Below are 24,270 nucleotides of genomic sequence, written 5' to 3' on the forward strand. Positions count from 1 at the left end.
GCCGATACCCAGCGCCCCGGACGGGCGCATCCAAAGACATGACATTTGACGAACTGAACCTGGCTCCTGCCATCCTGAAGGCCGTGCACGAAACGGGCTACGAAACCCCCACGCCCATTCAGGCCCAGGCCATTCCCGCCGTGCTCGCAGGCCACGACCTGCTGGCTGGCGCGCAGACTGGCACCGGCAAGACCGCCGCGTTTACCCTGCCCATGCTGCACCGCCTTTCGCAAAGCGCTGCCCCCAAGAACAAGTTCGGTGGCAAGGGCATCCGTGCCCTGGTGCTGACGCCCACCCGCGAACTCGCCGCCCAGGTGGAAGAATCCGTGCGCGAATACGGCAAATACCTAGATATCAACTCCACCGTCGTCTTCGGCGGTGTGGGCATGAACCCGCAGATCGACCGCGTCAAGCGCGGGGTGGACATTCTGGTGGCCACGCCCGGCCGCCTGCTGGACTTGCAGCAGCAGGGCTTCCTGGACCTGTCGACCGTGCAGGTGCTGGTGCTCGACGAGGCCGACCGCATGCTGGACATGGGTTTCATCCACGACGTGAAGAAGGTGCTGGCCCTGGTGCCCAAGGACAAGCAAAGCCTGCTGTTCTCGGCCACCTTCAGCGATGAAATCCGCGACCTGGCCAACACCCTGCTCAAGAACCCTCAGAGCATCCAGGTCACCCCCAGCAACACCACCGTGCAGCGCATCTCGCAGGTGATTCACCCCGTGGGCCGTGGCAAGAAGAAGCAGGTGCTGCTGCATATCATCCAGCAGCACAACTGGAGCCAGGTGCTGGTGTTCACCCGCACCAAGTTTGGCGCCAACAATGTGGCCGAGTTCCTGACCAAGAACGGCGTGCAGGCCATGGCCCTGCACGGCAACAAGAGTCAGAGTGCGCGCACCCAGGCACTGGCAGGCTTCAAAAGCGGCGAAATCCGCGCCCTGGTGGCCACCGACATTGCAGCGCGCGGCATTGACATCGACGACCTGCCGCACGTCGTCAACTACGAAATCCCGAACGTCTCTGAAGACTACGTGCACCGGATTGGCCGCACGGGCCGCGCTGGCGCTACCGGCGAAGCCGTGAGCCTGGTCTGCATGGACGAAGAAGGCTTCATGATGGACATCGAGCGCTTCACCAAGCAGCAGATCCCGGTCCAGATCATCGAAGGCTTCGGCCCCGACGCGGGCGAGAAGGCAGAGCCCATCGCCATGGGCCGCCAGACCATCTGGGGCGGTGCAGGCAAGCCCCCGAGCCGTGACGTGATGCAGGCAGCCGCCAAGGCAGCCCGCAGCGAAATGATGGACCGCATCCGCACCAACAAGGCCGGCCAGGGTGCTGGCGGCGGCGGTGGCGGTGACCGCGGCCCCCGCAGTGGCGGCGGCGGTGGTGCCCGTGGTGGCCGCGCCGGTGGTGCCCCTGCTGCAGCGGGCGGTGGCGGCAATGGTCCGCGCGGTGGCCGTGCCGGTGGTGGCGGTGGCGCCCAGGGCGGCGGCGCACGCGCTGGCGGCCAGGCACCTGCACGCGGCCGTTCCGGCGGCAGCGCCGGTGGCGGAGGCGGCGGCTACGAAGGCGGCAATCGCTACGACGACTCGCAACCCCCACGCGCGAATGCCCACCTGGGCACGCACATGGGCCACGCCAACCCAGGCCATCGCAACTCCAGCCATGCAGGCGGCGGCGCTGGCGGCCAGCCAGATCCCATGCGCACCAGCGTGGACAGCTTGGGCGGCGGCGGTCGCCGTGGTGGCGGTGGCTATCGTGGCAACAACGGTGGAGGTGGCGGCTATGGCGGAGGCACGGGTGGTTCTGGTGGCCGGGGCAACGGGTCTCGTGGGCCGGGCGGTTCTCGCGGCTCTTTTGGCCGCTGATCCGTCTGTAGGCAAAAACACAGCCCATACCGGCACAGCGCCGGGCGAAGCGCTGCCACCCGAGGTGCATGCGCTGTATGCCCTTGGTCGGCGCACGCCTGAGATCACGCATCCACGGCTGCACCTGCACGCTGTGGATTTTGCGGCCTTGAGCGCCCGGCCCGCGGTCCCGGGCCTGCCGCATGTAGATGATGTCTACATCACGTTGGGGACGACCATCGCAGCGGCCGGAAGCCAGCAGGCTTTTCGCGCGGTGGACCACGACGCGGTCATTGCCACCGCGCGCACAGCGATGGCGGCCGGTGCCACCCGCTGCGGGGTGGTAACCGCCATGGGCGCAGACGCAAATTCCCGCATCTTCTACAACCGTATCAAAGGCGAGGTCGAGCAGGCGCTCAAAAGCCTGGGCTTTGACACGCTCGTGATCGCACGCCCATCCTTGCTGCTGGGTGAACGCCGGGCTCTGGGCCAGGCCGCGCGCCCCGCCGAGTCCCTGTCCATCAAGGCCTTCAAGTTGCTGGACCCGCTCATCCCCGCCAGCTACCGCGCCCGCCCCGGTGCCGATGTGGCGCGAGCGCTTGTCCATGCTGTGCAAACGCGGCCTTCGGGGCTGCACGTCCTGTCAGGCAACGCGCTGCAGGTCTTCTGACCTCTTCCCCAGTCCACTGCAGTTGCCTGTGCGATGCTGTGGCCTATGCGCCCCAACGACTTCCCCCAGCCCCTGGCCACTTTGATGGTGGCCACCTGCAATGTGCTCAACCTGGCCAATCCTGGCCGCCTGTTCTACGAGAACCAAGACCCCTACAGCCAGACGGAGTTTGATCGCAAGCTCACCTGGCTGGGCGACCGGTTTCGCATGCTCAATGCCGACGTGCTGGCAGTACAGGAGGTGTGGGACGACGCAGCATTCAAGGGCGCCCTCGGCCGCAGCGGCCTGCGCTACGACTTCGTGGCGGTACCCGGGGCGGAGAACGATGCGACGCACACTGGAGCACAAGGCACGCCCCGGGTCGGCATTGCGACACGGCTCAAGGTGGATGCCTTGCAGTCGTTTGCGGAATTTCCCCCGGGCTTCCAGGTAGAAATACCGGGCCTGGGCCTGCACACGCGCTTTGAACGGCCGCCTCTGGTTGCAACACTGCGCATGAAACACGGACAGAGCCTGAACGTACTGACGGCCCACCTCAAATCCAAGCGGCCCAAGTTCCTGCAGGATGCACAGGGCAACCCCACGGAAGACCGGGACGACCGCAAGGTGATGGCGCTGGCATCGCTGCGCTCGCTGATCATGCGGGGCGCCGAAGCCATGGCGCTGCGCTGCCTGGTCATCGACCTGCTGCACCGCACCAGCGTGCCGCTGGTGGTCTTGGGCGATTTCAATGACACCCCGGACAGCGTCACCACACAGCTCATCTGCGCCACCAATGAGATCGCCTACGACCGCTCGGCACGCGATGTCGCGCTGTTCAATGCCTACGACCTGCAGGGCGATGCGGCGCTGAAGAAGGATGTCGCGTACTCACACATCCACCAAGGCTCGCCCAGCGTGCTGGACCAGATTCTGGTGAGCGAGGAGTTCGTGCACAACGGCAGGAACAGCATGGGCGACGTGCGGCGAGTGGACTACTTCAACGACCACCTGCACGAAGGACGTGACAGGACCCGCTCGGACCACGGTTTTGTGCGCGCACTGCTGCGGCTGAAGATGGCACAGCAGACGGAGCCCTCACCTGCACCATCCACATCCGCCGGCACCTCGCTGGCCTCGAATCCAGTCCCATCGGCCCCAAAACTGTGACATCGCACAGGGCTTTGGCGCGTCAACCCCGGGTTTGCAACGGGATGTACGCTGACACGGCATGGCAGTGACGGGCAGGTAACATCGCCGTAACAAAGCCGCCCGGTCAGGCCTCAGAAGGCAGATACCACCATGAACATGTACTCCAACCCTCACCGCACCCCACCAGAAGCGTCATCGGCCCTGCCGCCACCGGCTCGCCCACAGCGCATGCCCTGGAAGGTCTCGGCGTTGCTGGCAGCCGTGCTGCTGACGGCGTGCTCCAGCACCCCGCTGCCACCCTGGCCATCAGCGCCAGCCACGCGAACCAGCGCGCCGGCCCCCTTGCCCCGCGTTCAGCCAGGTACGGTGGTGCCAGCGCCCTTGGGCCAGGCCCCACAGGCGCAGGCCCCGCGCCAAGGGGCGATCGCCAGCCCGCTGCCACCGCCCGCTCCGCTGGTTGTGCAAAACGAAGGCCCCATGGCGCCACCCTACGGTGCGGCCGTGGCGGCCCGGTTCCCTGATCCACCCATGGCCTACAGCACGCCCGGCTTGGGGCCGGACCGCAGGGCATTCACCACCAACGCGGAGCTGGGCCAGTGGCTGCATTCACTGGCAGACCCGGCTCCCCGTGGGCCCACGCGCACCAAGCTGCTCAACCTGGGCATGTCGCAGCGCGGTGAACCCATCCTTGGCCTGCTGGTGACCCGCGCTGCGGGCACGGAACCCGCCAACCTGGACACCAGCGGGCGGCCCACCGTAGTGCTCGTCGGCCAGCAGCACGGCGACGAGCCCGCAGGCAGCGAGGCGCTGCTCGTGATCAGCCGTGAACTGGCCCACGGCCTGCTGGAACCCCTGCTGGACCGCATCAACGTGGTGATAGTGCCGCGCGCCAACCCCGATGGCGCCGCCGTTGGCACCCGCGTCACGGCCAATGGCGTGGACATGAACCGCGACCACCTGCTGCTGAACACCCCCGAGGCCCGCGCTCTGGCCAAGGTGGTGAACGACTACCGCCCCATCCTGGTGGTGGATGCCCATGAATACACGGTGGTGGGCCGCTACCTGCAGAAATTCAACGCCATCCAGCGTTATGACGCCCTGCTGCAGTACACCACCACCGCGAACTACCCCGAGTTTCTGACCAAGGCCTCGCAAGAGTGGTACCACCAGCCCATGGTGGCGGCCCTCAAGGCCCAGGGCCTGACCAGCGACTGGTACTACACCACCTCGACGAACCCGGACGACAAGCGCATCTCCATGGGGGGCACCCAACCCGACACCGGCCGCAATGTGAACGGCCTGAAGAACACCGTCAGCCTGCTGATCGAAACACGGGGCGTGGGCATCGGGCGGATGCACATCCAGCGCCGCGTGCATTCGCAGGTCACAGCCATCACCAGTGCACTGCGCAGCACCGCAGAGCGGGCGGCCAACCTGGAGCAGGTCCGATCCTTCGTCGTGCGCGACGTGAGCGCCCAGGCCTGCCGAGACCAGGTGGTAATCGAAGCAGCTGCCACTCCCACCCAGCGGGAGCTGGACTTCCTGGACCCCGAAACGGGTGCAGACCGCGCCATCCGGGTGGACTGGAACTCATCCCTCACCTTGCGCCCCACCAAAACCCGCGCCCGCCCCTGCGGCTACTGGCTGTCGGCCGGCTCCACCGCCGCCGTTGAGCGCTTGAAAATGCTCGGCCTGCAGGTGATGCGCGTGGCCGAATCTGGATCGGCACTGGCCGATATCTACCGCGAAACAGCGCGTGAGTCCGGCGACCGGCAAGACGTGATCGGCACCATCGCTGGCGGCAAAGGCATTGTTCGCGTGCAGGTATCGCCAGTGCGCAGTGCCATCGACGTGCCTGCGGGCAGCTTCTATGTGCCACTGAACCAGCCCCGCGCCAACCTGGCAGTGGCCGCCCTGGAGCCCGACACGCAGAACAGCTATTTCGCCAACCACCTGATTGACGAACTGGGAAATACCGCGCGCATCATGTCGCCCCCTGCCCTGGTGTTTGAAGACATCAACTAGCGCTTGAATGCGCCTGCCTGAAACCCACCACTGCCGAACAACGCAAGGTCTTGTGGGTCCAGGCAGCAGAAATACGGGCCAAGGCGCAGGAGGCAGTGCGCAGAAGCAGCCCAACGAGGCTGCAACCAGTGCCCCGGCAGAGAAAATACTATAAAAATAATAGCTGCTAGCGCTTATCCATCAAGCGCTAGCAGCCAAAAACGCTGATATTCAGACCCCACCGTGCAGCGATGCAGGGCGGGTATGCCGCGCAAGGCGTGCTTCGGTACGCTCCAGCACATGGCGGGCCATCGCCTGGGCCAGCGCCTCGTCGGCCAGGAACACCGTGCTGTCGCACTCCTGCGCAAGCCGCCGCGCTTCATCGCCGCTGTGGCTGCGCACCACGGTTTCGATATGGGGGTTCAGTGTGCGCGCGGTGGTGATGATCTGCCGCACATTCAGGGTGTCCGGCGTAGCAATGACCAGCATGGCGGCGCGGGCAATGTGCGCTTGAATGAGCACGGCAGGGTCCACCGCATCACCAAACACTGCTGCAATGCCGGACTCCCGCAATGACTCCACCAGTTCGCGGTTCTGCTCTGCAACCACGAACGGGATGTCGTTGGCCACCAGCACATTGGCAACGCGGCGCCCCACCCTGCCGTATCCCACCAGCACCACCTGCCGCGCGAGATAGCGGGCGTCGGTGCTCATGGGCAGTTCGGCCAGGGGGTCGTCGCGCTGCTCCAGCCGCCGCGCCAACGCCGAACGGGCACGCAGCCAGGCCTGCAGCGGAGCAATGGCATGAAAAAGCATCGGATTGAGCGCCATCGAGATCAGCGCCCCCGCCAGCACCAGGCTGGCCCCTTCGGGCGGCAGCAGCCCCAGTGACGAACCCAGCGCCACGAGAATGAAAGAGAACTCCCCGATCTGCGCCAGGCTCGCCGAAACGGTGAGCGCCGTATTGAGCGGGTAGCGAAATGCCAGCACCAGGGCTGCCGCAGCCAGCGTCTTGCCCAGCATGATGATCGCCACCACCGCCAGCACCTGCATTGGCCGGCTCCACAGCACGGAGGGGTCGAACAACATGCCGACCGAGACAAAAAACAGCACGGCAAAAGCGTCGCGCAGCGGCAAGGACTCTTGCGCAGCCCGGTGGCTGAATTCCGACTCGCGCATCACCATGCCGGCAAAAAAAGCCCCCAGCGCAAACGACACCCCAAACAGCGCGGCAGACCCAAACGCAATGCCCACCGCAGCGGCCACCACACAGAGCGTGAACAGCTCCCGCGAACCCGTGCGCGCCACCTGCCAGAGCACCCAAGGGAACAGACGGCGCCCCACCAGCAGCATCAGCGCAACAAACCCTCCAACCTGCAGCAACGTCCATCCCAAGGTCTGCCACAGCGCCGCGCCATCCAAGCCCTGGGCGGCGGAACCCTCCCCCCCTTTGCCGCCACCCAGCCAGCCTGCCAGCGGCGGCAGCAACACCAGCACCAACACCATGGCCAGGTCTTCCACCACCAGCCAGCCCACGGCAATCCGCCCGGTGTGACTGTCCAGAATGCCCAGGGTCTCCAGCGCACGCAACAGCACCACCGTGCTAGCCACCGAGAGCGCCAAGCCAAACACCAAAGCCCCACCCAAGCCCCAGCCCCACCAGGTGGCCAAAGCCATGCCCAGCGCCGTGGCCACCATCATCTGCACCACCGCCCCGGGCACCGCAATCTTGCGCACGGCCAGCAGATCACCCCACGAGAAATGCAGGCCGACGCCAAACATCAACAGCATCACGCCGATTTCAGCCAACTGGCTGGCCATTGCCGCATCTGCCACAAAACCAGGTGTGTACGGCCCGATGACCACGCCCGCCAGCAGATACCCGATCAACGCTGGCAACCGCAACCGCGTAGCCACAAAACCCAACGCCAGGGCCAGCCCAAGCGCGGCAGCGATGGTGTGTATGAGCGTGACGCTGTGCGGCATGGTGCAGGCGGGGTGGGGGAATGCGTTAGCGGGTAAGTGACCTCGTTATACCCGCATCCATAGGGCTTTTGCTACTACCAACATCGGAGCCGCCATCTTCGGGCCAGCTCCGTACGCAGGGTATGATTCCCGGTCTGCGCTACAGCGCAGTTGCGAAATGTTTTGCAATACAAGCAAGTAGGCGCTTCTCTGCAAAAAGCTTGTCTACTGCCCGTAGCTCAACTGGATAGAGCAATAGCCTTCTAAGCTGTTCGGAAAATCAAGGATTCATGCGGGTTGCGAGACGTTTTCCGATTCGCAATCCTGTATGTTTAACCAGCGATCTAGGCCGCATTCTTTCGTTGCCTGATAGGCCGTTGCGTATCGGTTTCGGATGGACAATCCATCGTCATGTCAGCCCCGAACACCGTAGACCTACCGCCCTGCCGCCCAGGCATGGCAGACATCCACCGCCGCGCGACAAACGCATTCCGCGCACACTGGCGCGCCCATGGCGCAGCGCTTCCGAAGAAGCTGGTCCTCACCAAGCAGCAGGCCGACGACCTGCACCTGTGCCGCCTCTACGGCTGTGTCCCAATGAACGGCGTGAAGCCTGAGCAAGGCAAATTCAACGGCAGCCCGATAGAGGTATCGGACGCCACGCCGGGCGTTCTTGTGGCCCACGATGGAACCGAGATGCCGCTGGCGGACTTCGATCAGCTGCCGCCAGCCTGACGCGGCCATCCATCCCCCTGCCGCCTACCGCTGATCCGTGTAGACGGCACGTTCCTCCCGGTGTGCGCTATTCCACACACTCGCCGGGCCTATTTTTGGGCAGAATCAAGTCTTTGGTGCTGGATTGCGCCGGACTTCCTGCGCCCGCATACCAAACCAGCACACGCTGACTCTTTTCAAGGGTGACCCATGCTTCACACTTCATCGCTATCCCACACACGCAGACAGAGCGGGTTCACGTTCATTGAGGTATTGGTCGTTGTTAGCGTTCTTGGCATATTGGCCGCCCTGGCGCTTCCAAGCTTCCAGCCACTGATCGAACGCTGGCGAGTCAAGACAACCGTTGAAGAGCTGCAGAGCAGCCTGTATTTCGCTAGGTCCAGGGCGATCACAAACGGCGGCAACATCGTACTCGCCAAGAACGACGTTTTCGGCAGTTGCGTTTCTACCGGGAATGACGATTGGACTTGCGGCTGGCGGATCTATTTCGATGCGAACAGAGACGGCAATCAAGCCGCGTGCACCCCTGCCGACACGACCGAATGCACTATTCAGGAAAGCACCGCCGCACCGAACACACTTCTGGTTGTCGCCCCCAATGACAATGGCCGTCTTTTTATGGACGGCAGCGGCCGAATCACAAATAAAGCCGGGGTGGTCTTCAATAATCTTTCCATGGATATAGTCGCAAAAGACAGAATGCTGACTGATCTCAGCTCAAGGCGGCTTTGTATCTTTGGGCCGGGGAGATACAAGCAAGTCAAAGGCTCTGAGTCCTGCTAAGGAGTTCACCATGATTCAAGAAACCGATTTCTCAAACCCCATCAACCGGGCCAAAATGTCCGTGCTGGTTGCCGTCACCGTCAGCGCGATTGGCGCATTCATGCTGTTCATCTGTGCGGCATTGGGCAGCGAGCTTGCAATGAATTCGCTGATGAATCTGACGCTGCCGAGGTTCAACGTTTTCGCAAACTTCCTGCCTGCTGACCTGTCCGAGGTGAAAAATGGTCTCCATCTGGCTATGGGTGTGGTGATTCTGCAGAGCGCCTTGCTTCTGTCGGCGGTGATTTTCTTTGCATGGTCGTTCATGCGGAAAGACTAAGCCCCACAGCTCCAAGAAGCCCGCCGCGTGCGGGCTTTTTTGCGTCACGACACAAGCCGCTCGCCCGTCTCAAACGCTTCGCGCCCATCCAGACTGTTGTGAAACCAGACGTCAGGCTCTGTCGGGTCTTCATCCGGCCTGCACCAGCACTTGCTTGTGTAGTCGTGCGGGCGGTAGTCGTCCATCGGCGTGACGTGGATTCCGTCGTCGGTGGAGGCGACAAGCCAAGCCATGGTGCCTATTCCTTCGGCGCCTTCTGCACAAAGTAGGAATCGACACAGCGCAGAGGGTAGACCTCATAAAAGCCGCCCTCCCCGTCTGGCAGCGCGAGGTCATACAGCACCTTGCCTGGGTCGAATGACACCCGGACCACTTTGCACGGGATGGCTGTGTCATCGGCAACCATGGTGCTGCCGTCAATGCGTGACAGCACCGGCTGGAAATACGCGATATCGCCTATCGCGTGTTGGGATGGGGTTTGGTTTTGCATTTGAGCTGGTTCAGAGTTGGTGTCGGCCTGGCTGGGCGAACCACTTGGCCATCCCGGCGCACCGGGGCGGGCCTTGCCGACGTGATCAGGTGCGGGGCCGAACTACATGGCGCCTTTTTGCGACTTCGGATGCCGGTGCTGGCGTTTCACTCCAGAAAGCATCGAACAGATCGTTGTAGGCCCGGTTCACATTGACACTGCAAGAAAGCGGGTCCAGATCGAGGTCATCCATCGCCCGCTTGATGGCTGGGTACAGCACTGCAGACGCGTGGTCACTGAGAGCACTGACATCCACACGGATGTGTTTCATGGGAGTGGAATGCCCATCTGGCCGAATCACCGGCATACGCGGGTACTTGAATTGCAGCTCCGCGTAGGTCATCACTTGCATGGATTGACGGCTTGGCTGCAGCTGGTCTGCGTCTCGGCAGTTGAAGCGGCGCAGAGGTGCCGCTACGTTTTCCAATTCCGTCGCACCTAGCGGGTCATCTTTCGTTGGTGGTGCATATCTGCGATAGATAACCATCAACTCGCTTGGGTCGATGTATTCGTTACCTATGCCTTGGGCATCAATTAACTTTTCGATTGCTTCTGTCAAGGCTGATGCCTTGGTGCAAGCTTCGGTGATCGCGGGCGATGCGCCGCAGGCTTCTATCGCCTGAATGACTTCAAAGCCCCGCTTGATGAGTTCGTGTTTCCAGAGGTTCATATTTCCCTTTACGGCGCCATCAGCGCCCGGTCTGCATCAATCTGTCCGCGCAGCAGCACTACTTCTGCGTCGCGCCGGGCAAGAGCTTCTCGGTGTTCTGCAACCACTCCTGCCCCCTCGACAATGTGTCGGTCGAAGGCTTCAAGTCGATCTGCGAGATCGCGGCGGGCAGCGTCGTCGGCTTGGGCTTGCGCGCGATAAGTGGCGGCTCTGCGGTCTGCGTCGAGGCGCAGCCGCTCAACGCGAGCAAGGTCAGCGCGAGCAATGGCATCGCGCACAGGTTGCGAAGTGGTGAAGGCATCGGAGTTCTCCTGTGTGGCGGTGGCGTGGGTGGATTCCTTGCCTGCCGTTTTGGTCTCGTCGGCGCGCGCGGCTTCGGAGCGCTTGAGGCTGGCCTGTGTGGTGGTGGTGATCAGCTTCTGGTGCGCAAGCTGTTCGAAGTGCAGGCGGCCGGTCTGAACCAGCAGAAGCCCGCCAGCCGCAATTGCTGCGACCATCCAGCCATAGGCTTTGAGTTGGGCGAAGATCATCGCCAAGCCCTCCACCAGAACCACCACATTGCGATCAGGATGGGGTTCATTTGCGGACCGCCTTGTAAATCAGGCCGCCAACTACCGCCAGCACCAGGGCCAGCAGAGCCCAGCCCCATGGGTTGATCGCCAGGAATAGCAACGCCTCGCCCCACCATGGCAGATAGAAGCCGCTGGCAAGGGCAGCACCGGGCAGCAGCGCGAAGATGACCAGAGCCAGGGCGCGCATCAGATGCTCCCCTTCTGCCGCTGGATGCCAGCCTTCACGCCCAGGCTGAAGAAGTGCTTGGCCAAGCCTTCCAGCTGACGCTCAGACCACGGCGTGCACCCAACTTCGGCGCACTCCTTGGCGTCGTCGGCAGAGACTTCGAGGCCCTTGGTAGTGGCGCAGCCGGTGATGGCCAGAGCGATCACGGCAAAAGCTAGCGATTTCATAGCAAGTCCTTTCGACTGCACATGACCATTTCAGCCTTGCGCCGGTTGTGCAGGCCCGGTACATAGACGGCCTTGCCGTTCTCGGTCACGAACGACCAGTTGGGATCTCCGGATGGCGTGTAGGCCAGAGCGCGGCAGCCCTCGGCAAGTCGCCCGGCATTGATCAGGCCCAGGGCCTTACTGGCGCAGGTGTTGCCCACGCCGACGTTGTGCGCGTGACTGCTCAGGGCGTCGAAGGTGTATTGGCTGATGCGGGTCTTGACGCAGTCCAGCAGCTTGAGCTGGGTCTTTTCGACCACCATGCGGTTTACTTCGTCGCACCGCTCCTGGCTCCAAACATCCCCCACGATGACGGGGTAAGGACTGGTTGCCGGGGTGATGCCGTCGCAGACGGTGGGGATGCCGCGCGCCAGTCGGTCGGCATAGACCTTGGTGGCTTGCTTCTTATCGGCTTCCCAGTCGTGGAGGAATGTCGCTAGGCCCGAGCTGGCGAGCACCAGCGGCACGCCAAACTTGATAACGACCTTGCGGACCGCCTCTTTCATTTTGGGTTCACCCCAGACTTCCAGGCCGTCCAGAGAGCCGCGACTGATGCGCAGGCCCCGACGATGTACCCCAGGGGTTTGGCGAGCCTTCCGATGTACTCAAACACCCGGAACGCGCCTTTGAAGGATGTGAACAGGTCTACCAGCTCGGCGGTGCTTGCCGCTGTCTGCTGTGTGGCCGCTGTGTTCGCGGCAAGATCCTGTTCGATACGCCCCATGCGGGCATCACCAGCATCGAGGCGCACTTTGATCTCGGCAATTTCTTCCGAGTGGGCCGCTGGGGCGCCTTGAGTCTGTGCTTGATCCATGAGCCCGGAGTGTTCCGGGCGTGGCGCCGAGGGTCGAACCCTACTGGGGGGCGTTGTTTCGCGACGTGTAGCGCGGCCCGTTGGGCGGGTGGTACTCGCTCGGGTAGTTCTTGCGGTCGAACTCCTTGGTGTAGGCGTTCTTGCAGTGATCCGGCCCTTGCCAGAAGAACAGCAGGTTGATTGGCTTCATGGTCAACCTGCCCAGAATCTTCCCGTCGCGCCACGCGCGGTAGCTGCGCGCTGACAGCGTTTCATCGGCGTAGCTGATCGTGCCGTCGAGCGGGGGAATCAGCGCGTTGACCAATTGGTCGATCGCCAGAAAGACTTGCTCAAAGTACGCTCGCATCAAACTGAATACCCGCTTCATTGGCTTCCTCCTCGATAGACACGGGCCAGCCCGTGGAAAAGTCGTAGTCCTGCGGCGCGGCGCTGGCCTCCATGGTCATGCGGTGCACTTCGGCTGCGGTGAAGATGGCGGTGTCGCTGGCGGCCGTGCTCTGCACGATGCCCACAGCCAGGGCCGGGGTCATGGTCACAAAGACAGGTGGCGGCGTGAAAGTGAGCGTCTTCCACTTCAGCTCAGCAGGGATGCCCTGCCCGAGCAGCACCAGCCCAAGTTGCTGCGTGCGGCTTTTTTGGTCGCTGTGGAACCAATGCGCGCCAACCTTCACTCCCAGGGCGGCGCGGCGGTCGCGCTCGGCTTTGATGCGCTCCCACACTGCAGCGCGGCGTTCTGCGATTGGTGGCAGCTCTGCAGGAAGCGGCACATTGCCAGCATCAAGCCACCCCCAGTACGCCAGGGTTTCTGGGTGGACATCGATGCCCGGAACCTTTGCCGTTGGCACCTTGGTTTCGCCATCCTTGATGACGTAGCCTTCATGGGTGAGCTGATAGGTTGTCATCTGTAGAGCCCGCTTGGAGCCGACCCGGCTGAATTACCAGGGAGATAGCTGGCGCCGCCACCAGCCGTGTCGATCACGGCATTGCCGGTTGCGGAGTAGCGCGGCCCTGTGGCAGAGCCGCTGTAGGTGTTGCTGACAGCCCGGATAAGAGAAATGTTGTCAGCTTGAGCAAAAGCGATACTGAAAGCTGGAGTTCCGGTGATCGTTACGGTGTTCACGTTTTGCGTGATAGCGCCGCCGTGCACCGATTGAATGTGAGCGGCTCCGCCTCCGCTGATGGTGTAGCTTGTTGACGATTGCGCAATGCTGGCCCCGCCTTCGCAATACAGATGGGCAAAATTGGCCGCTACAGCACCGTAGTCCATCACTCCTAGTGCAATGTATGTAACCCCGCCAATTGCGGCCACACAAAAGCCGCTAGTAGTGGTCTGCACCTTGAAGCCTGAAAGGCTATATCGGCCAACCACTCCGTTGGCCACAAAGCATGATCCTGTAGTGGAGACTAGGCAATTTGACGGCGTGGAGACGTTGCCAACGATAGAAATCGTTCCAGACCCAAGAAACGATTTGAGGGCGTTTCCTGCTGTGTAAGTGCCATCCGCCACTTGAATCGTGATCGCGAAGCCGCCGTTGTCCAGGGCGCTCGCTACATCAATGGCTTTCTGGATGGTGAGGAATGCCCCTCCGCCGGTGTTGCTCAGCCCATCGTTGCTGTTGCTGCCATCCGTGCGCACGTAGTAGGTGCGGGCAGCCGTGAGCTTTTCGCGGAACAGTCCTTGGAAATACGCAAACAGCGTTGCCTTGAGGTTCGCCCAGGTCAGCTTCTTGAGACCGTTCGCGGCCGCACTATCCACCAGGCCAAGCTCATCGGCATCGACCGGGGTTGCCTTGCTGGTTGCGGCGTGAATCTCTGCAGCTATGTCTGCAGCGCCACCCGTGGCTCCAGTGGCTCCTGTAGCCCCCGTGGCGCCTGTCGAACCCGTAGGGCCGGTGCCACCTGTTGCCCCCGTTGCGCCGGTCGCACCTGTTGGACCAGTTGCCCCTGTAGCGCCATTTGCGCCATTTGCGCCATCATTCCCCGTCGCACCAGTAGGCCCGGTGGCGCCGGTACTGCCAGTTGGGCCGGTCGCTCCATCAGCGCCGTCCGCACCATCATTGCCGGTGGCCCCGGTTGGGCCCGTGGCTCCTGTTGCTCCCGTGGCTCCAGCTGCACCATCGGCCCCTGTAGCGCCAGTCGGACCAGTTGCGCCCGTGGCGCCATCGCTACCTGCAGCGCCATCTGCGCCGGTTGCCCCTGTGGGTCCGGTAGGCCCAGTTGCTCCGGTGGCTCCCGTAGCGCCTTGAGCGCCATCGGCACCGTCACTGCCCGTAGCACCAGTTGCGCCGGTAGGTCCTGTAGCGCCAGTGGCCCCTGTTGCTCCATCTGCGCCAGGAGGCCCCTGAATCTCTCCAGCATCTACCCACGCGGAACCGTTCCACGTCCACAAATGGCCTGCAATCAGGAATCCGTCGCCAAGATCACCAGACACCGGAAGGTCGCCAGGGTCTGCCAGTTCCCCGAGCACAGTAAGGCCCGCGCCCGTGTCGCCCTTGGGTCCAGTCGGACCGGTGGGACCTGTCGCTCCTATGCTGCCGGTTGGGCCAACTGCGCCATCCGCGCCGGTCGCGCCCGTGCTTCCAGTCGCGCCCGTTGACCCGGTAGGCCCCGTGGCGCCAGTGGCCCCAGTCGCTCCGGTTGCCCCTGCTGCGCCGTCACTTCCGGTAGCTCCTGTGGCGCCCGTGGGTCCGGTTGCTCCCGTCTCACCCGGCGCGCCAATAGGGCCAGCATCAATCCATCCGTCGTCGGTGTAAGCCCAGACTCTCTCCTGAATGATGTAGGCGTCGCCAAAATTTGCTGTTGGCGGCAGAAGCCCAGTGTTTGCAAGTTCGCCCAGCAGGTTGATGCCAGTGCCAGATGCGCCTGTCGCACCGGTTGGCCCTGTGGCCCCGGTCGCGCCTGTAGCTCCACGCAGGCCGGGAGCCCCTCGCGATACCACCACGGAACCACGGCCGAGCTGCGGCGTCACCACAACCGCACGGGTGCGCACCACCACAACGACAACCGATGCGGTTTGCCGTATGACAACTGGATCAGGCGACGGCTCGACTACCGTGCTCACACCGTCAGCTCCGGGTTCAGGGGGAATGTGATCGAATACTGGCGCTCGCGGGTGCCGTCAGCGCGCGTGACTTCGACGTGCCCAACGGCGTACGTCCACGCCGGTGCTGTTTCTCCGTACACCAGCGCTGCGGTGTCGGTGTGGCTTATGAGCAGCCGCAGCGTGTAAGCGTCCAGCACGATGCCTGAATTGGCCGTCGAAAGTGTCTTGATCAGCGCATTGGTTTCAGGGTGCCGCAGCTGCACCTCCGCAGAGCAGCCCGTGTAGTCCTCCAGCACGCGGTCAGCCTCATCGACTGGCGCTCCCGTGTCAGCCCGGACAAGCTGGCCGCACACCCATTCGGTGTCGTACGGGAAAAAGCTGCGCTCCAACGCCTCATCGAAGGTGGCGCCTTGGATGATGGGCAGGTTGAGGATGGCGGGCGTGATCGTCATGCCACGCAGTGTTCCCGCCATGCCCGTCGCGCGCTAACCCTACTGGGGGCTTAGACCGACTGGGTAATGCTCAGTGACGAGCTTCCCGAGATAGACGCACCGGCAGAAACCATCGCCCACGCGCTAGCCACTTGTTGTGCTTCAGTCGTCAGTGCTGCCTTCGTTGCATCAAGGCGCGCGTCCCCTGCTTGCATGAAAGCGTCGGCATTTTGCTTTGCTGCAGAGAATGTGATCTGAGTCGCCGCCTCGTATTGCTTGATTCCGGCTTCCCACTGGCGACTGAACATTCCCGCCTTTGCCTCGATGGCGCTGGCGCTCATGCGGTAGCCATCCATGATGATGGACGACTGCCGGGCCGCAGCCTCCATCTTGGAGCTTTCCGCAGACAGCCGGGACCGCCAGCCTTCCCACTCCAGGCCCTTCGCGGCGATCTGCGCTTGATAGCGGGCGATGTAGACCCGGGCTTGCTCTGCCTGTGCCCCAACCTTTGCGCTGTAGGCGCGCGTCAGTGATCCGAATGCCTCTGCCTTGGTGGCCTCTGCGCTGATGGTGGCCTTGTACAGGTCCGCTTTGGCGGTCTCTGCATTGACGGTGGCAACGAAGGCCCGCACCTGCTCTGCTCCAGCCTGAATGCGTGTGCGCTCCAGTTCGACCAATGTTTGCGCAGCACTGACGCGCACCTTGTAAATCTCGACCGCCGCCATGGCTCCGTCGATCTCTGCCTTGAAACGGTCCACCAGGGACTTGTTGATGTCGGCCTTGGTCTGCTCGGCCTGCAGAAGTGCCTTGAACACTTCAACTTTGCTCAGCTCTGCCTTGATGACGGTTTCATACGCCGCCGCGTAAGTGCGGTAGCCGTCCAGCAATGCCTTGAAGTGCTCCAGCGCGGCGTTGTGCGCTGCGATGGCGTTGTCTGCGGCTTCTTTCGCAGCCTGAAACGCCAGCATTTCCAGCTTGTAGACGTTGTCCATCAGGACCGTTTCCAGCTGCAGGGCGGCCTGGATGCTGTCCTTGACGTTCTGCTGTTCCAGCTCGGCCTGTTTGATGGTGATGTCGCGCGACAGGCTCGACACCTTGTCGTAATACTCGCGGCGGGCGTCGGCCAGTTGACCGGCTAGCACGCCAGATGGCAGCGGGAATCCAAGAGCTTCGGCGCCGCGCAACACCTCCTGCTCCCGCGCCAGGGCAATCTGCGTCTCGCGGTCGCGACCACGGTCGAAAATCTGCTGCTCGACAGCCGGTGCAATGCCGGTGCCTCCTTGAATGCGGGCGTTCAACTGGGCTTGCAGATTGGCCAGCAGCTGGGACGCATAGCGCGCGCCGGGCGTGTACTCGAAGCGCGTGGGCTCCATGATCGACAGCTCTGGGATCTCGTCCAGCTTGTCCAGCCATTCCTCGCGCAGATTCACGCCGCCGAAGCTGTGGGTCTGCAGGGTCAGGAATTGCGGGGCATCGGGCAGCACAACGTCCGGCGCGTCTGGCACCTCCACATCCCGGACTTCTGGCAGCGCCGGGGCCTGGCCGATGGTCAGCGTTGGCGCGGTGCCGAAGTTCATCTCTGGCATCTCAACGTCAAAATCATCAATCGGCACAGACGGCAGCGATTCAGCCAAGGGTGTTGGGCGGCTGTCAGGCTCAGTGAATGCCACGACAGGCAGCTCTGGCTGGTCCGGTAGGTCGGGCAGCACTGGCGCGGGCAAGGAATCCCAGCGCACATTGACGGTGGGCGCCGGGTAAATGCCGTTGATCAGCGCATCGTGCAAGTCATTGACCCGGGCGCGTGCCTCGGCGGCGAGGTCCACGGAGCGCGTGTATTTGTCCTCAACAATCGAGGCGGGGCCGTTAAAGTCGAAATCGTCAATCGAGGCCATGTCAGACCCTCCTAGTTGTTGAAGCCTTGTTCATGGCCTCCACGCGATCCAGCGTAAACGCCTGTCCGGCGGGTGTCGTGAGGCCGAAGCCAAGGTAGTTCTCACGGATGCCCCGGCCCACCTGGCACCGTGTCTGCCCACTGCAGCGCAGGGGAAAGCTGTAGTCCCAAGATTGGTGAGCGCCATACACCGTGAGGCGCGCGCAGCCAGTTCCAGCCATGGACAGGTAGACCATTTCCAGCGATTGCTTGAGCGTGGTTTCACGCAGCGTGGACGGCAGGCGGATCTTTGACACGATGGCTAGGCCGTCGTCGGTATCGCCGCCGAACGCATAGAGCCCCGTCGCGGACCCTCCATGCGTGTGGGTGATGCTCTGAAAAGTGAAGCGCGTGTATTCCGACACGGCGCCGCTGATGGTGTTGCAGACGATGGCGTTCATGCCTAAATCCTCCCGGCCGCGATCAGCGCGCGGATGATGAATTGCTCTTGTGGAGCCGTGGCCCCGTCTGCATTCCAAGGGGCTGCCCGCGCGGCGTTCAGGGCATCGCGGCCACCACTCCAAAGGTGAGCGGCATCCAGGTAAAAACCTCCGTCCTGCACAGCAGAGGGTTTGGCCGCTGGGCTTAGGTTGCTGGCAATCACCACGGCCGAAGGGGCCTTGCAAGGTGTGGCGGCAGGCACTTCGATCACAAAGTCCGCCTCCCAATTTCCCTGCGTGAGCCCGGCGCGTGATGTGACCTTGGGTGTGGACCAAGTGCTTTGCCCCGTGCGCCGTTGTGTGATGGCGCCAGCCAGGCGCACTCGCTGCGTGAAAAGCTCGTCCACAAAGCGTGGGGTGTCCACGTAGGTCCCGCCGTTGCGAATCCAAATGCTGTCGCGCTGCATCAGTTCGGGGCAGATAACCCAGTGTTCTTCCCCGCCACGTGGGTCAATCGTCAGGTACTCAAAGAACACCACGGTGAACGTTGACCCAACTGGAACGAAGGCATCCGATGCGACAACCAGGCCCGGGGTCGGGTCGCTCGTCACGCGGGTGTAGGTGAAATAGTCGGCCGGGTAGCTCGGGAACAGCCCCGCAAACCCCGTTGGTTCGACCATGAAGTTCTCTGCAGCCCGCTGCTCAGCGTAGAAGCGGTCCACGCTCTTCATCTCGCCCGTCACCTTCCATCCGAACAGGCACTCTGGCGGCATGAAGTCGCGGCGCAGCGGGTGCGCTGGATAGGTCTCCGCGCTGGCCTCTTCAAAAATCGGCCAGGTGGTGTACGGCTCGGCGTTCACCAGCGTGGTCTTGTAGCCGCGCTGCGTGGGCTCCACAACCCATTCGTGCGTGATGCTGCCGCCACTGCCCACGGGCGGGACCGTGCGGAACGCCACGTTGTAGGGGAAGGACAGGATGCGCGCCGTCAAGTGGCGGTCGCCAATGCCGGTGAGCAAATGCTCTTTGACGTTCTGCACCTGCACCGGGCGTGCCGCCTTGCGGATGTCCAGCACGGGCCACCATGGACGCTGCAGGGCCAGCAGCTCCTCGCGCAGGGCATTCCATTCCGCAAGGCGGTCGGCGTAGGTCAGGGATTCTTCTACCCATGCTGCGTGGGCTGCAGTCCAGGACGATATGGCGGCTGCGTTGTAGGCAGCTGCTGAGGCTGCTGCTGCTTCGTACAGACCTACTATGCTTGTAAGCGTAGGTGTGACGGGGACGCTGTTACTGCCGTCTATATCCGTGTTGGAATAATCCACGGACCCACCGTTAAGATTCCGAACTGTCACAGACTCGTAGAAATCGCCCCCAGAGTAATAGTTATTGCGGACATGCTGGTAGTACCCATAGCTCCCAGATTCGTTGGTAACCCGGCCAATTTCCGTGATGATCCATGACCCTTCAACAACGAGGGTTGGTTCGTCAGTCAGCAAGCCCCAGCCGATATACAGCTTGACGACATGGTGATAACCCACAGGAAATGTGACGGGCAGGCCCGTACCAACCGCAGTGAAATATGCCTCTGCAAGCGGCGGATACGCGGGCTCCGGCCCTGGCGGTTCCGGCTTCGGAGGCAGATCGTCATACGGGAAGTCCACGATAGGACGCTCCCAGATGGGGAAGTGCATGGTGTTGAAGAATGCCGTCCATGCGATGAATGGACCACCAGCAACACCGCCGCCCACCGGCCAGAGCAGCATGGTCTTAACGCGGCCTATCACGCTGATTTCATAGCGCGAGCCGTCGGGCAACTCACCGGCCGCCGTGGGGTTTGGAACCACTGACAGCCGGGCCATGGCCAGGAAGCGGTGAAACACCACCTGGGCGTCTGCCAACTGTTGCGGGGTGGCCTGTACCGGCCCCATGACCCGCAATGCCGGAGGCACTGCCCCCGGCAGCAGTTCGCCAGTCGGCGTTCTGGTGAATGCATCCCACAAGGTCATTGCGGCACCGCCATATACTGCGGGATGCCGTCCACCTCGCGGAAGGTCGCGCACACCTCTGTGGCCGTGGTCTTGTAGCGGTCGGCTGTCAGGCTGGAGGTTTGGCCACCGTTGAAACCGGCCACGATCTCGCCGCCTGCGATGCACAGCATGGCCGCACCGCCGCCCGTGCCATCGCCCAGTTTCAGGCGGTCGCCAGGGGCGGCTATGCCAGAGCCCAGCACCACGGGGCCGCGCTTGGTAGGCATAAAGGCCAGTTGGTCGAAGGTGTCGCCAGCCAGCCAGATCAAGTCGTTGTCGGTGCCCACATAGATCCCGCCGTCCACGGGTTGGATGGCAGTGATGCTGGCGCCCATTGGCTTGAAGTCGCGCCAGTCCGCAAGGTGTGGCGCCATTGGCCGGGATGCCCACAGCGCATCACCAACAGCAGTCAGGACGCGCCCGCGCCAGCAAGCCGTGATGGTTCCCACGGGGAAAGGCTGCGCGCCCACCGTGCGGCAAGGCAGCACCAGGTCATGATTCGCGCCGCCCCACTCGAAGGTGCTCCCAGTGGTTGACCCCGCCAGATAAGCGCCCTCCCCGTCCTGGCCGCTCAGGTAGACGTTGATGGCATGGCCAACGCGAACGGGCAGGCTCTCCAGCCTGATCCCGCCATTGATGGCGATGGGCTCCGAGCTGATGGCTGGGCTCTCTGCGCCGTCTGACAGGCGCACGGCCGTCAGGTGGTAGCGGTATTGGCCGGGAAACAGGCTGCCAAACGCAACATCAGGGGCACCCAAACTGTCCGGTGCACGAACGGTGCGATCAACGCCCGTCACGCCATCGGTGACACCTTGGATCAGGCCGTTGGTGTAGGTGGTTCGCCCGTCCGGTAGGTTGCAGTACCAGATACGCGAGTGACCGATTGCCGGGTCGATGACATTCCGGGCCCCGCCTGGGTGCAGCGCCACCAGCTCGCTGCCTTGAGTGGCCAGCATGTACCCGGCAGACTGCCAGATGTTCTTGTGGCAGGTGTCGCTGGCCTCGGTGAACCCGTAGCGGCGCGTGATTTCACCGGTCAATCCGATGTTCACGTCCAGCGCGGTGATCAGGTCAGCGCCACTCATGCGGCGCTCCGGCAAGACGTTGTTGATACCGGTGAAGCTCTCAAACGTCAGCATGAATCACCCCTGTCCAGCGATGGAATGCCGAAGGTTGTGGGCCAAAGGGATCGCGCCGGGAAGCTCCAGCCCAAGGGGTCCGATGTGCCGAACCACACAGGCTGCAGGCTCTCTGCGGGGAAGGAAACACCACCAAGGGACAAGCCCGGCGTGCCGAAGTGCACCGGCTGCAGGCTTGCGGCTTCAAACTCCATGCCCAACGATGGAGTGCCAAACCAAACTGGGCGCAGGCTCTGCGCCGCGAAGTCGATGGCAAAGCCAGGAGTGCCAAAGTACACCGGCTGCAAACTCTCTGCAGGCAGTTCCAGTGAAAGCGATGGCACGCCAAAGTAAACAGGCGCAAGGCTCTCGGCGGCAATGTCTGGAGACCCAATGTCAACAGACGGAACGCCAAAGTGCACGGGCCGCAAGCTGGCAGCTGGAAACGATGCGTTGTCAGGAGGCTGGCCCACCAAGATCTGGGCTGGCCCAAACCATGCAGGCTGCAGGCTGTACGCCTGCGCTGAAACATCCTCACCCAGCTGGATCTTGCCCGGCCCGAACCAGACCGGCTGCAAGCTCTGCGCTGGCAAGCTCATCAGCAGGCTTGGCACGCCAAAGAAAACAGGGCGCAGGCTGCGCGTGGCGCCCGAGTCCTCGTCGTCGTTGATGGCCGCGCCGTTGATGAGTGGATAGCTCATCGATCAGCTCGTCTGTACGAAGAAGCCGCGCCAGTAAAACCGCCCGATGAAGCGCCCAGTGGCCGCCGTCTGCACGGCAAACCGCAAGCCATCCGTCACCATCGGGCCGCCAGCAGTGATCGGGACGCGGTGCACTTGGCTTGGCCCAGCAATTTGGGTCAGCGTCACATCGTTGGCGAACAACGTTGGCAAGGCACTGGTCCCAATGCGGACCACAGGGTCTGTGGTCGCGTCATGATCCAGGCAGATGAACCCTACCTCGGTGACAACCAGGCCCCGGCTGCTGGGAAATGTCATCACGAAAGCAAGCGGCGTCGGGATGGGAACCCACAGACCCACGACGTTGGCGCTGCTGTCCAGTGCGTCTATAGAGCTGCCGGTGTTATCAAACGCAGGCTCTGCGGTGGACTGGGCACTCTGCCAGCCATCGGCCGCCTGAAAGACATAGTGGAAGCCCGTGGGTGTAGTGGGCGCGACGATGCTGCCATTTGGGTAGGAGGCATCCGAAACCCAGTCTGGGACAGCGTCGCCAAGATCAACTGGCAGCGATCCACCCACCACCTCGTGCGACAAGTTGATGTCTTGCGGGAACGATGCGCCTGCAGATGTAGTGGGCGAGGCCGTGAGCAGCGGCAGGACGGGGTATCCGGCAAACTGCAAAACAGTGCCCTCCACCGTCGTGCGGCTTTTTGCCACGAAGGTCTCGAGCATGTCCGCAGTGATCCGGGCGCCGATCTTTGCGCCTGCGGCCCACGCCAGAGCTGTCGTGCCTTCCTGGCCGCGTAGCACCGTGAGATTGGTGCCGTCGTTCGCAGTTATGCGCACGATCTCGAAGGAATCAGGATCGTCTGCCGAGTAGAGCGTCGCACGCTGAAAATCACTGCCGGAGGGCGTCGCGAAACGCGCAGACCCGGCATCCACAATCATTTCAATAATGGTGTCGGTGTCGTCAATCCCCGCAGCCAGCGTTGCTACCGCGTTATCCGTGAAGCGCTCCGTCATGGCGCGCTCCTTATGCTGGCATCAGCGAGAAGATTTTCCCGGCACCGTTGGACCAGGGGACGGTGACAGCACCGCCGTTGGTGGCAAATGGGAAGCCGGTGAGCTGGTCGAGGTAGGCCAGCAGCGGCGATGTTGCCGGGTTGCCGGTGTCTTTCCACATGATTAGCGCCTTGGCCGTGCTACCAGGGGCAATGGCGCCGAATGCCGGGTCGGCGGCATCGAACACACCACCAGTGATGGCTTTGGAGCCCAGCGTCTGGGCTGTTCCAACCAGAGTACCGGCATCGGACAGGAATTCGTGTGCGGTACTGTAGGTGTAGGCGTCAGAAACGATGCCGACCTTGATCGTGTCGCTGCTGTAGTTGATGGCGGCCGTCAGCATTTTTTCGGCGCCTTTGGGATAAAACGTGTTGGCCATGGCCGGTACTCCTGCAAGGTGGATGCATTGCAGTGTTCCGGGGATGGGGGAAAGGCGCGAACCCTACTGGGGGGCGCAAAAAAGCCCGCCGAAGCGGGCTGCTGGTTAGGACTCAATCTCGGTAGAGCACAGCCGCGCCGTATCGGCGACGGATCACTTTCAGAGCCCGCTGCGCCCGATCCATGCTGGTGTACCAGGGCGTTGTCATCTCCACGCCGGAGCGCTTGAAGATGACGCAGCGCTTGATGGTGGCGGCGCTCATGCTGCAACCTTTCTAGACTTCCGCACGCGCTTTGGTTTTGCCAGCAGCTGCGCCTTGAAGGCGACAAACGCAGGGTCACTCAGTGCAGACTCCGTGGCTGCAGCCTCTTGCTTGAGGCCCTGAATCATCTCCAACATTTCACTGCCAAGACGCTTGATTTCATCAATGCGATCTTTCGGCAGTACGTGCACATACTCACGCACTGTGTCAGCCTGCGCGCACGCGAATACGCTCATGATGTCGCACACTTGCGTAAGTGTCCTGTTTGACGTATGTTCCATAGCGAAATCCGTTCTGTTCTGGTTCGGGTATCACAGAAAGCCTCGACGGGTCCAAGCGTCGGGGCTTTCGCCTTTGTGGAGGTCATGCGCCAACCGCGCGCGGCTTTGCAGGGAGCACCAAGTCCAACAACTCAGAGAACTTGCTGACGTACCAATGTGGCTGCGTCTCGCGTGGGTTGTTCGGGCTAGTGAGGTTCTTGCCGTACTCC

General features: G+C 62.7%; 29 protein-coding genes. 7 read left to right on the top strand and 22 right to left on the bottom strand.

The annotated features are described in order from the left end of the window. Positions 1-38: 38 nt before the first annotated feature. From C8C93_RS10245 to C8C93_RS10260, 4 genes are all read left to right on the top strand, one after another. On the top strand, positions 39-1,868 hold the full coding sequence (locus C8C93_RS10245; RefSeq protein WP_121419699.1) for a DEAD/DEAH box helicase: 1,830 nt from the start codon (positions 39-41) through the stop codon (positions 1,866-1,868). Positions 1,869-2,016: 148 nt separating this feature from the next. Then, positions 2,017-2,517, top strand: a complete 501-nt coding sequence (locus C8C93_RS10250) for a nucleoside-diphosphate sugar epimerase (protein ID WP_233559316.1) — start codon at positions 2,017-2,019, stop codon at positions 2,515-2,517. A 33-nt stretch (positions 2,518-2,550) separates the two neighbouring features. Further along, on the top strand, positions 2,551-3,666 hold the full coding sequence (locus C8C93_RS10255) for an endonuclease/exonuclease/phosphatase family protein (protein WP_121419697.1): 1,116 nt from the start codon (positions 2,551-2,553) through the stop codon (positions 3,664-3,666). 132 nt (positions 3,667-3,798) lie between these two features. Continuing rightward, entirely contained in the window at positions 3,799-5,673 is a 1,875-nt protein-coding gene (locus C8C93_RS10260; protein WP_199727012.1) for a M14 family metallopeptidase, read from the top strand. A 210-nt stretch (positions 5,674-5,883) separates the two neighbouring features. Here the strand turns inward: C8C93_RS10260 and ybaL are convergent, their stop codons facing one another. Further along, positions 5,884-7,638, bottom strand: coding sequence for a YbaL family putative K(+) efflux transporter (gene ybaL / locus C8C93_RS10265; protein WP_121506815.1), 1,755 nt, complete (start codon positions 7,636-7,638; stop codon positions 5,884-5,886). A 435-nt stretch (positions 7,639-8,073) separates the two neighbouring features. Between ybaL and C8C93_RS10270 the strand changes: the two genes are divergently transcribed. From C8C93_RS10270 to C8C93_RS10280, 3 genes are all read left to right on the top strand, one after another. After that, positions 8,074-8,352, top strand: a complete 279-nt coding sequence (locus C8C93_RS10270; RefSeq protein ID WP_121506816.1) for a hypothetical protein — start codon at positions 8,074-8,076, stop codon at positions 8,350-8,352. Between the two features lie 189 nt (positions 8,353-8,541). Beyond that, positions 8,542-9,135, top strand: coding sequence for a GspH/FimT family pseudopilin (locus C8C93_RS10275; protein WP_121506817.1), 594 nt, complete (start codon positions 8,542-8,544; stop codon positions 9,133-9,135). 10 nt (positions 9,136-9,145) lie between these two features. After that, positions 9,146-9,454, top strand: a complete 309-nt coding sequence (locus tag C8C93_RS10280; RefSeq protein WP_121506818.1) for a hypothetical protein — start codon at positions 9,146-9,148, stop codon at positions 9,452-9,454. A 44-nt stretch (positions 9,455-9,498) separates the two neighbouring features. Here C8C93_RS10280 and C8C93_RS10285 read toward each other — a convergent pair whose 3' ends face one another. The 21 genes from C8C93_RS10285 to C8C93_RS10385 form a co-directional block, all read right to left on the bottom strand. Continuing rightward, complete coding sequence (locus C8C93_RS10285) at positions 9,499-9,687, bottom strand: hypothetical protein (RefSeq protein ID WP_121506819.1); 189 nt, start codon at positions 9,685-9,687, stop codon at positions 9,499-9,501. Between the two features lie 5 nt (positions 9,688-9,692). Beyond that, complete coding sequence (locus C8C93_RS10290) at positions 9,693-9,944, bottom strand: hypothetical protein (protein ID WP_121506820.1); 252 nt, start codon at positions 9,942-9,944, stop codon at positions 9,693-9,695. An 85-nt stretch (positions 9,945-10,029) separates the two neighbouring features. After that, positions 10,030-10,653 (bottom strand): hypothetical protein, encoded by a 624-nt coding sequence (locus C8C93_RS10295; protein WP_121506821.1) that lies wholly within the window; start codon positions 10,651-10,653, stop codon positions 10,030-10,032. A gap of 8 nt (positions 10,654-10,661) precedes the next feature. Further along, positions 10,662-11,183, bottom strand: a complete 522-nt coding sequence (locus tag C8C93_RS10300; protein WP_233559318.1) for a hypothetical protein — start codon at positions 11,181-11,183, stop codon at positions 10,662-10,664. Positions 11,184-11,229: 46 nt separating this feature from the next. Continuing rightward, complete coding sequence (locus C8C93_RS10305) at positions 11,230-11,412, bottom strand: hypothetical protein (RefSeq protein ID WP_121506822.1); 183 nt, start codon at positions 11,410-11,412, stop codon at positions 11,230-11,232. Further along, the gene (locus C8C93_RS10310; protein WP_121506823.1) at positions 11,412-11,618 is read right to left on the bottom strand and encodes a hypothetical protein; all 207 of its coding nucleotides are present in this window, start codon (positions 11,616-11,618) and stop codon (positions 11,412-11,414) included. Before C8C93_RS10310 ends, C8C93_RS10305 begins: the two co-directional genes overlap by 1 nt. Further along, positions 11,615-12,163 (bottom strand): lysozyme, encoded by a 549-nt coding sequence (locus C8C93_RS10315; protein WP_121506824.1) that lies wholly within the window; start codon positions 12,161-12,163, stop codon positions 11,615-11,617. Before C8C93_RS10315 ends, C8C93_RS10310 begins: the two co-directional genes overlap by 4 nt. Beyond that, positions 12,160-12,471, bottom strand: coding sequence for a hypothetical protein (locus C8C93_RS10320; RefSeq protein WP_121506825.1), 312 nt, complete (start codon positions 12,469-12,471; stop codon positions 12,160-12,162). The genes C8C93_RS10315 and C8C93_RS10320 overlap by 4 nt, the downstream gene beginning before the upstream one ends. A 40-nt stretch (positions 12,472-12,511) precedes the next feature. Then, positions 12,512-12,838: a hypothetical protein gene (locus tag C8C93_RS10325; protein WP_199727013.1), complete on the bottom strand. Its 327-nt coding sequence runs from the start codon at positions 12,836-12,838 to the stop codon at positions 12,512-12,514. Then, positions 12,801-13,373, bottom strand: a complete 573-nt coding sequence (locus tag C8C93_RS10330; RefSeq protein ID WP_121506827.1) for a DUF4376 domain-containing protein — start codon at positions 13,371-13,373, stop codon at positions 12,801-12,803. Before C8C93_RS10330 ends, C8C93_RS10325 begins: the two co-directional genes overlap by 38 nt. Beyond that, positions 13,370-14,227 carry a hypothetical protein gene (locus C8C93_RS25405; RefSeq protein WP_233559614.1) on the bottom strand — a complete coding sequence of 286 codons (858 nt, stop codon included), beginning with the start codon at positions 14,225-14,227 and terminating at the stop codon, positions 13,370-13,372. Before C8C93_RS25405 ends, C8C93_RS10330 begins: the two co-directional genes overlap by 4 nt. A gap of 1,301 nt (positions 14,228-15,528) precedes the next feature. Beyond that, the gene (locus tag C8C93_RS10345) at positions 15,529-15,966 is read right to left on the bottom strand and encodes a hypothetical protein (protein ID WP_121506829.1); all 438 of its coding nucleotides are present in this window, start codon (positions 15,964-15,966) and stop codon (positions 15,529-15,531) included. Positions 15,967-16,016: 50 nt separating this feature from the next. After that, positions 16,017-17,837, bottom strand: a complete 1,821-nt coding sequence (locus C8C93_RS10350) for a hypothetical protein (RefSeq protein ID WP_121506830.1) — start codon at positions 17,835-17,837, stop codon at positions 16,017-16,019. Position 17,838: 1 nt separating this feature from the next. After that, entirely contained in the window at positions 17,839-18,276 is a 438-nt protein-coding gene (locus C8C93_RS10355; protein WP_121506831.1) for a hypothetical protein, read from the bottom strand. 2 nt (positions 18,277-18,278) lie between these two features. Then, a complete protein-coding gene (locus tag C8C93_RS10360) occupies positions 18,279-20,258 on the bottom strand; it encodes a hypothetical protein (protein ID WP_147433756.1) in 1,980 nt (659 codons plus the stop codon). Continuing rightward, positions 20,255-21,418, bottom strand: coding sequence for a hypothetical protein (locus C8C93_RS10365; RefSeq protein ID WP_121506833.1), 1,164 nt, complete (start codon positions 21,416-21,418; stop codon positions 20,255-20,257). The genes C8C93_RS10360 and C8C93_RS10365 overlap by 4 nt, the downstream gene beginning before the upstream one ends. After that, positions 21,412-22,098: a hypothetical protein gene (locus C8C93_RS10370; RefSeq protein WP_121506834.1), complete on the bottom strand. Its 687-nt coding sequence runs from the start codon at positions 22,096-22,098 to the stop codon at positions 21,412-21,414. The genes C8C93_RS10365 and C8C93_RS10370 overlap by 7 nt, the downstream gene beginning before the upstream one ends. Positions 22,099-22,101: 3 nt before the next feature. Next, positions 22,102-23,100 carry a hypothetical protein gene (locus C8C93_RS10375; protein WP_121506835.1) on the bottom strand — a complete coding sequence of 333 codons (999 nt, stop codon included), beginning with the start codon at positions 23,098-23,100 and terminating at the stop codon, positions 22,102-22,104. 10 nt (positions 23,101-23,110) lie between these two features. Beyond that, the gene (locus C8C93_RS10380; protein ID WP_121506836.1) at positions 23,111-23,518 is read right to left on the bottom strand and encodes a hypothetical protein; all 408 of its coding nucleotides are present in this window, start codon (positions 23,516-23,518) and stop codon (positions 23,111-23,113) included. Between the two features lie 112 nt (positions 23,519-23,630). After that, positions 23,631-23,780, bottom strand: coding sequence for a hypothetical protein (locus tag C8C93_RS25135; RefSeq protein ID WP_158603265.1), 150 nt, complete (start codon positions 23,778-23,780; stop codon positions 23,631-23,633). Further along, positions 23,777-24,061 (bottom strand): hypothetical protein, encoded by a 285-nt coding sequence (locus C8C93_RS10385; RefSeq protein ID WP_147433757.1) that lies wholly within the window; start codon positions 24,059-24,061, stop codon positions 23,777-23,779. Before C8C93_RS10385 ends, C8C93_RS25135 begins: the two co-directional genes overlap by 4 nt. Positions 24,062-24,270 lie beyond the last annotated feature (209 nt).

The sequence above is a fragment of the Acidovorax sp. 93 genome, from assembly GCF_003633835.1.
Taxonomy (GTDB): domain Bacteria; phylum Pseudomonadota; class Gammaproteobacteria; order Burkholderiales; family Burkholderiaceae_C; genus Acidovorax; species Acidovorax facilis.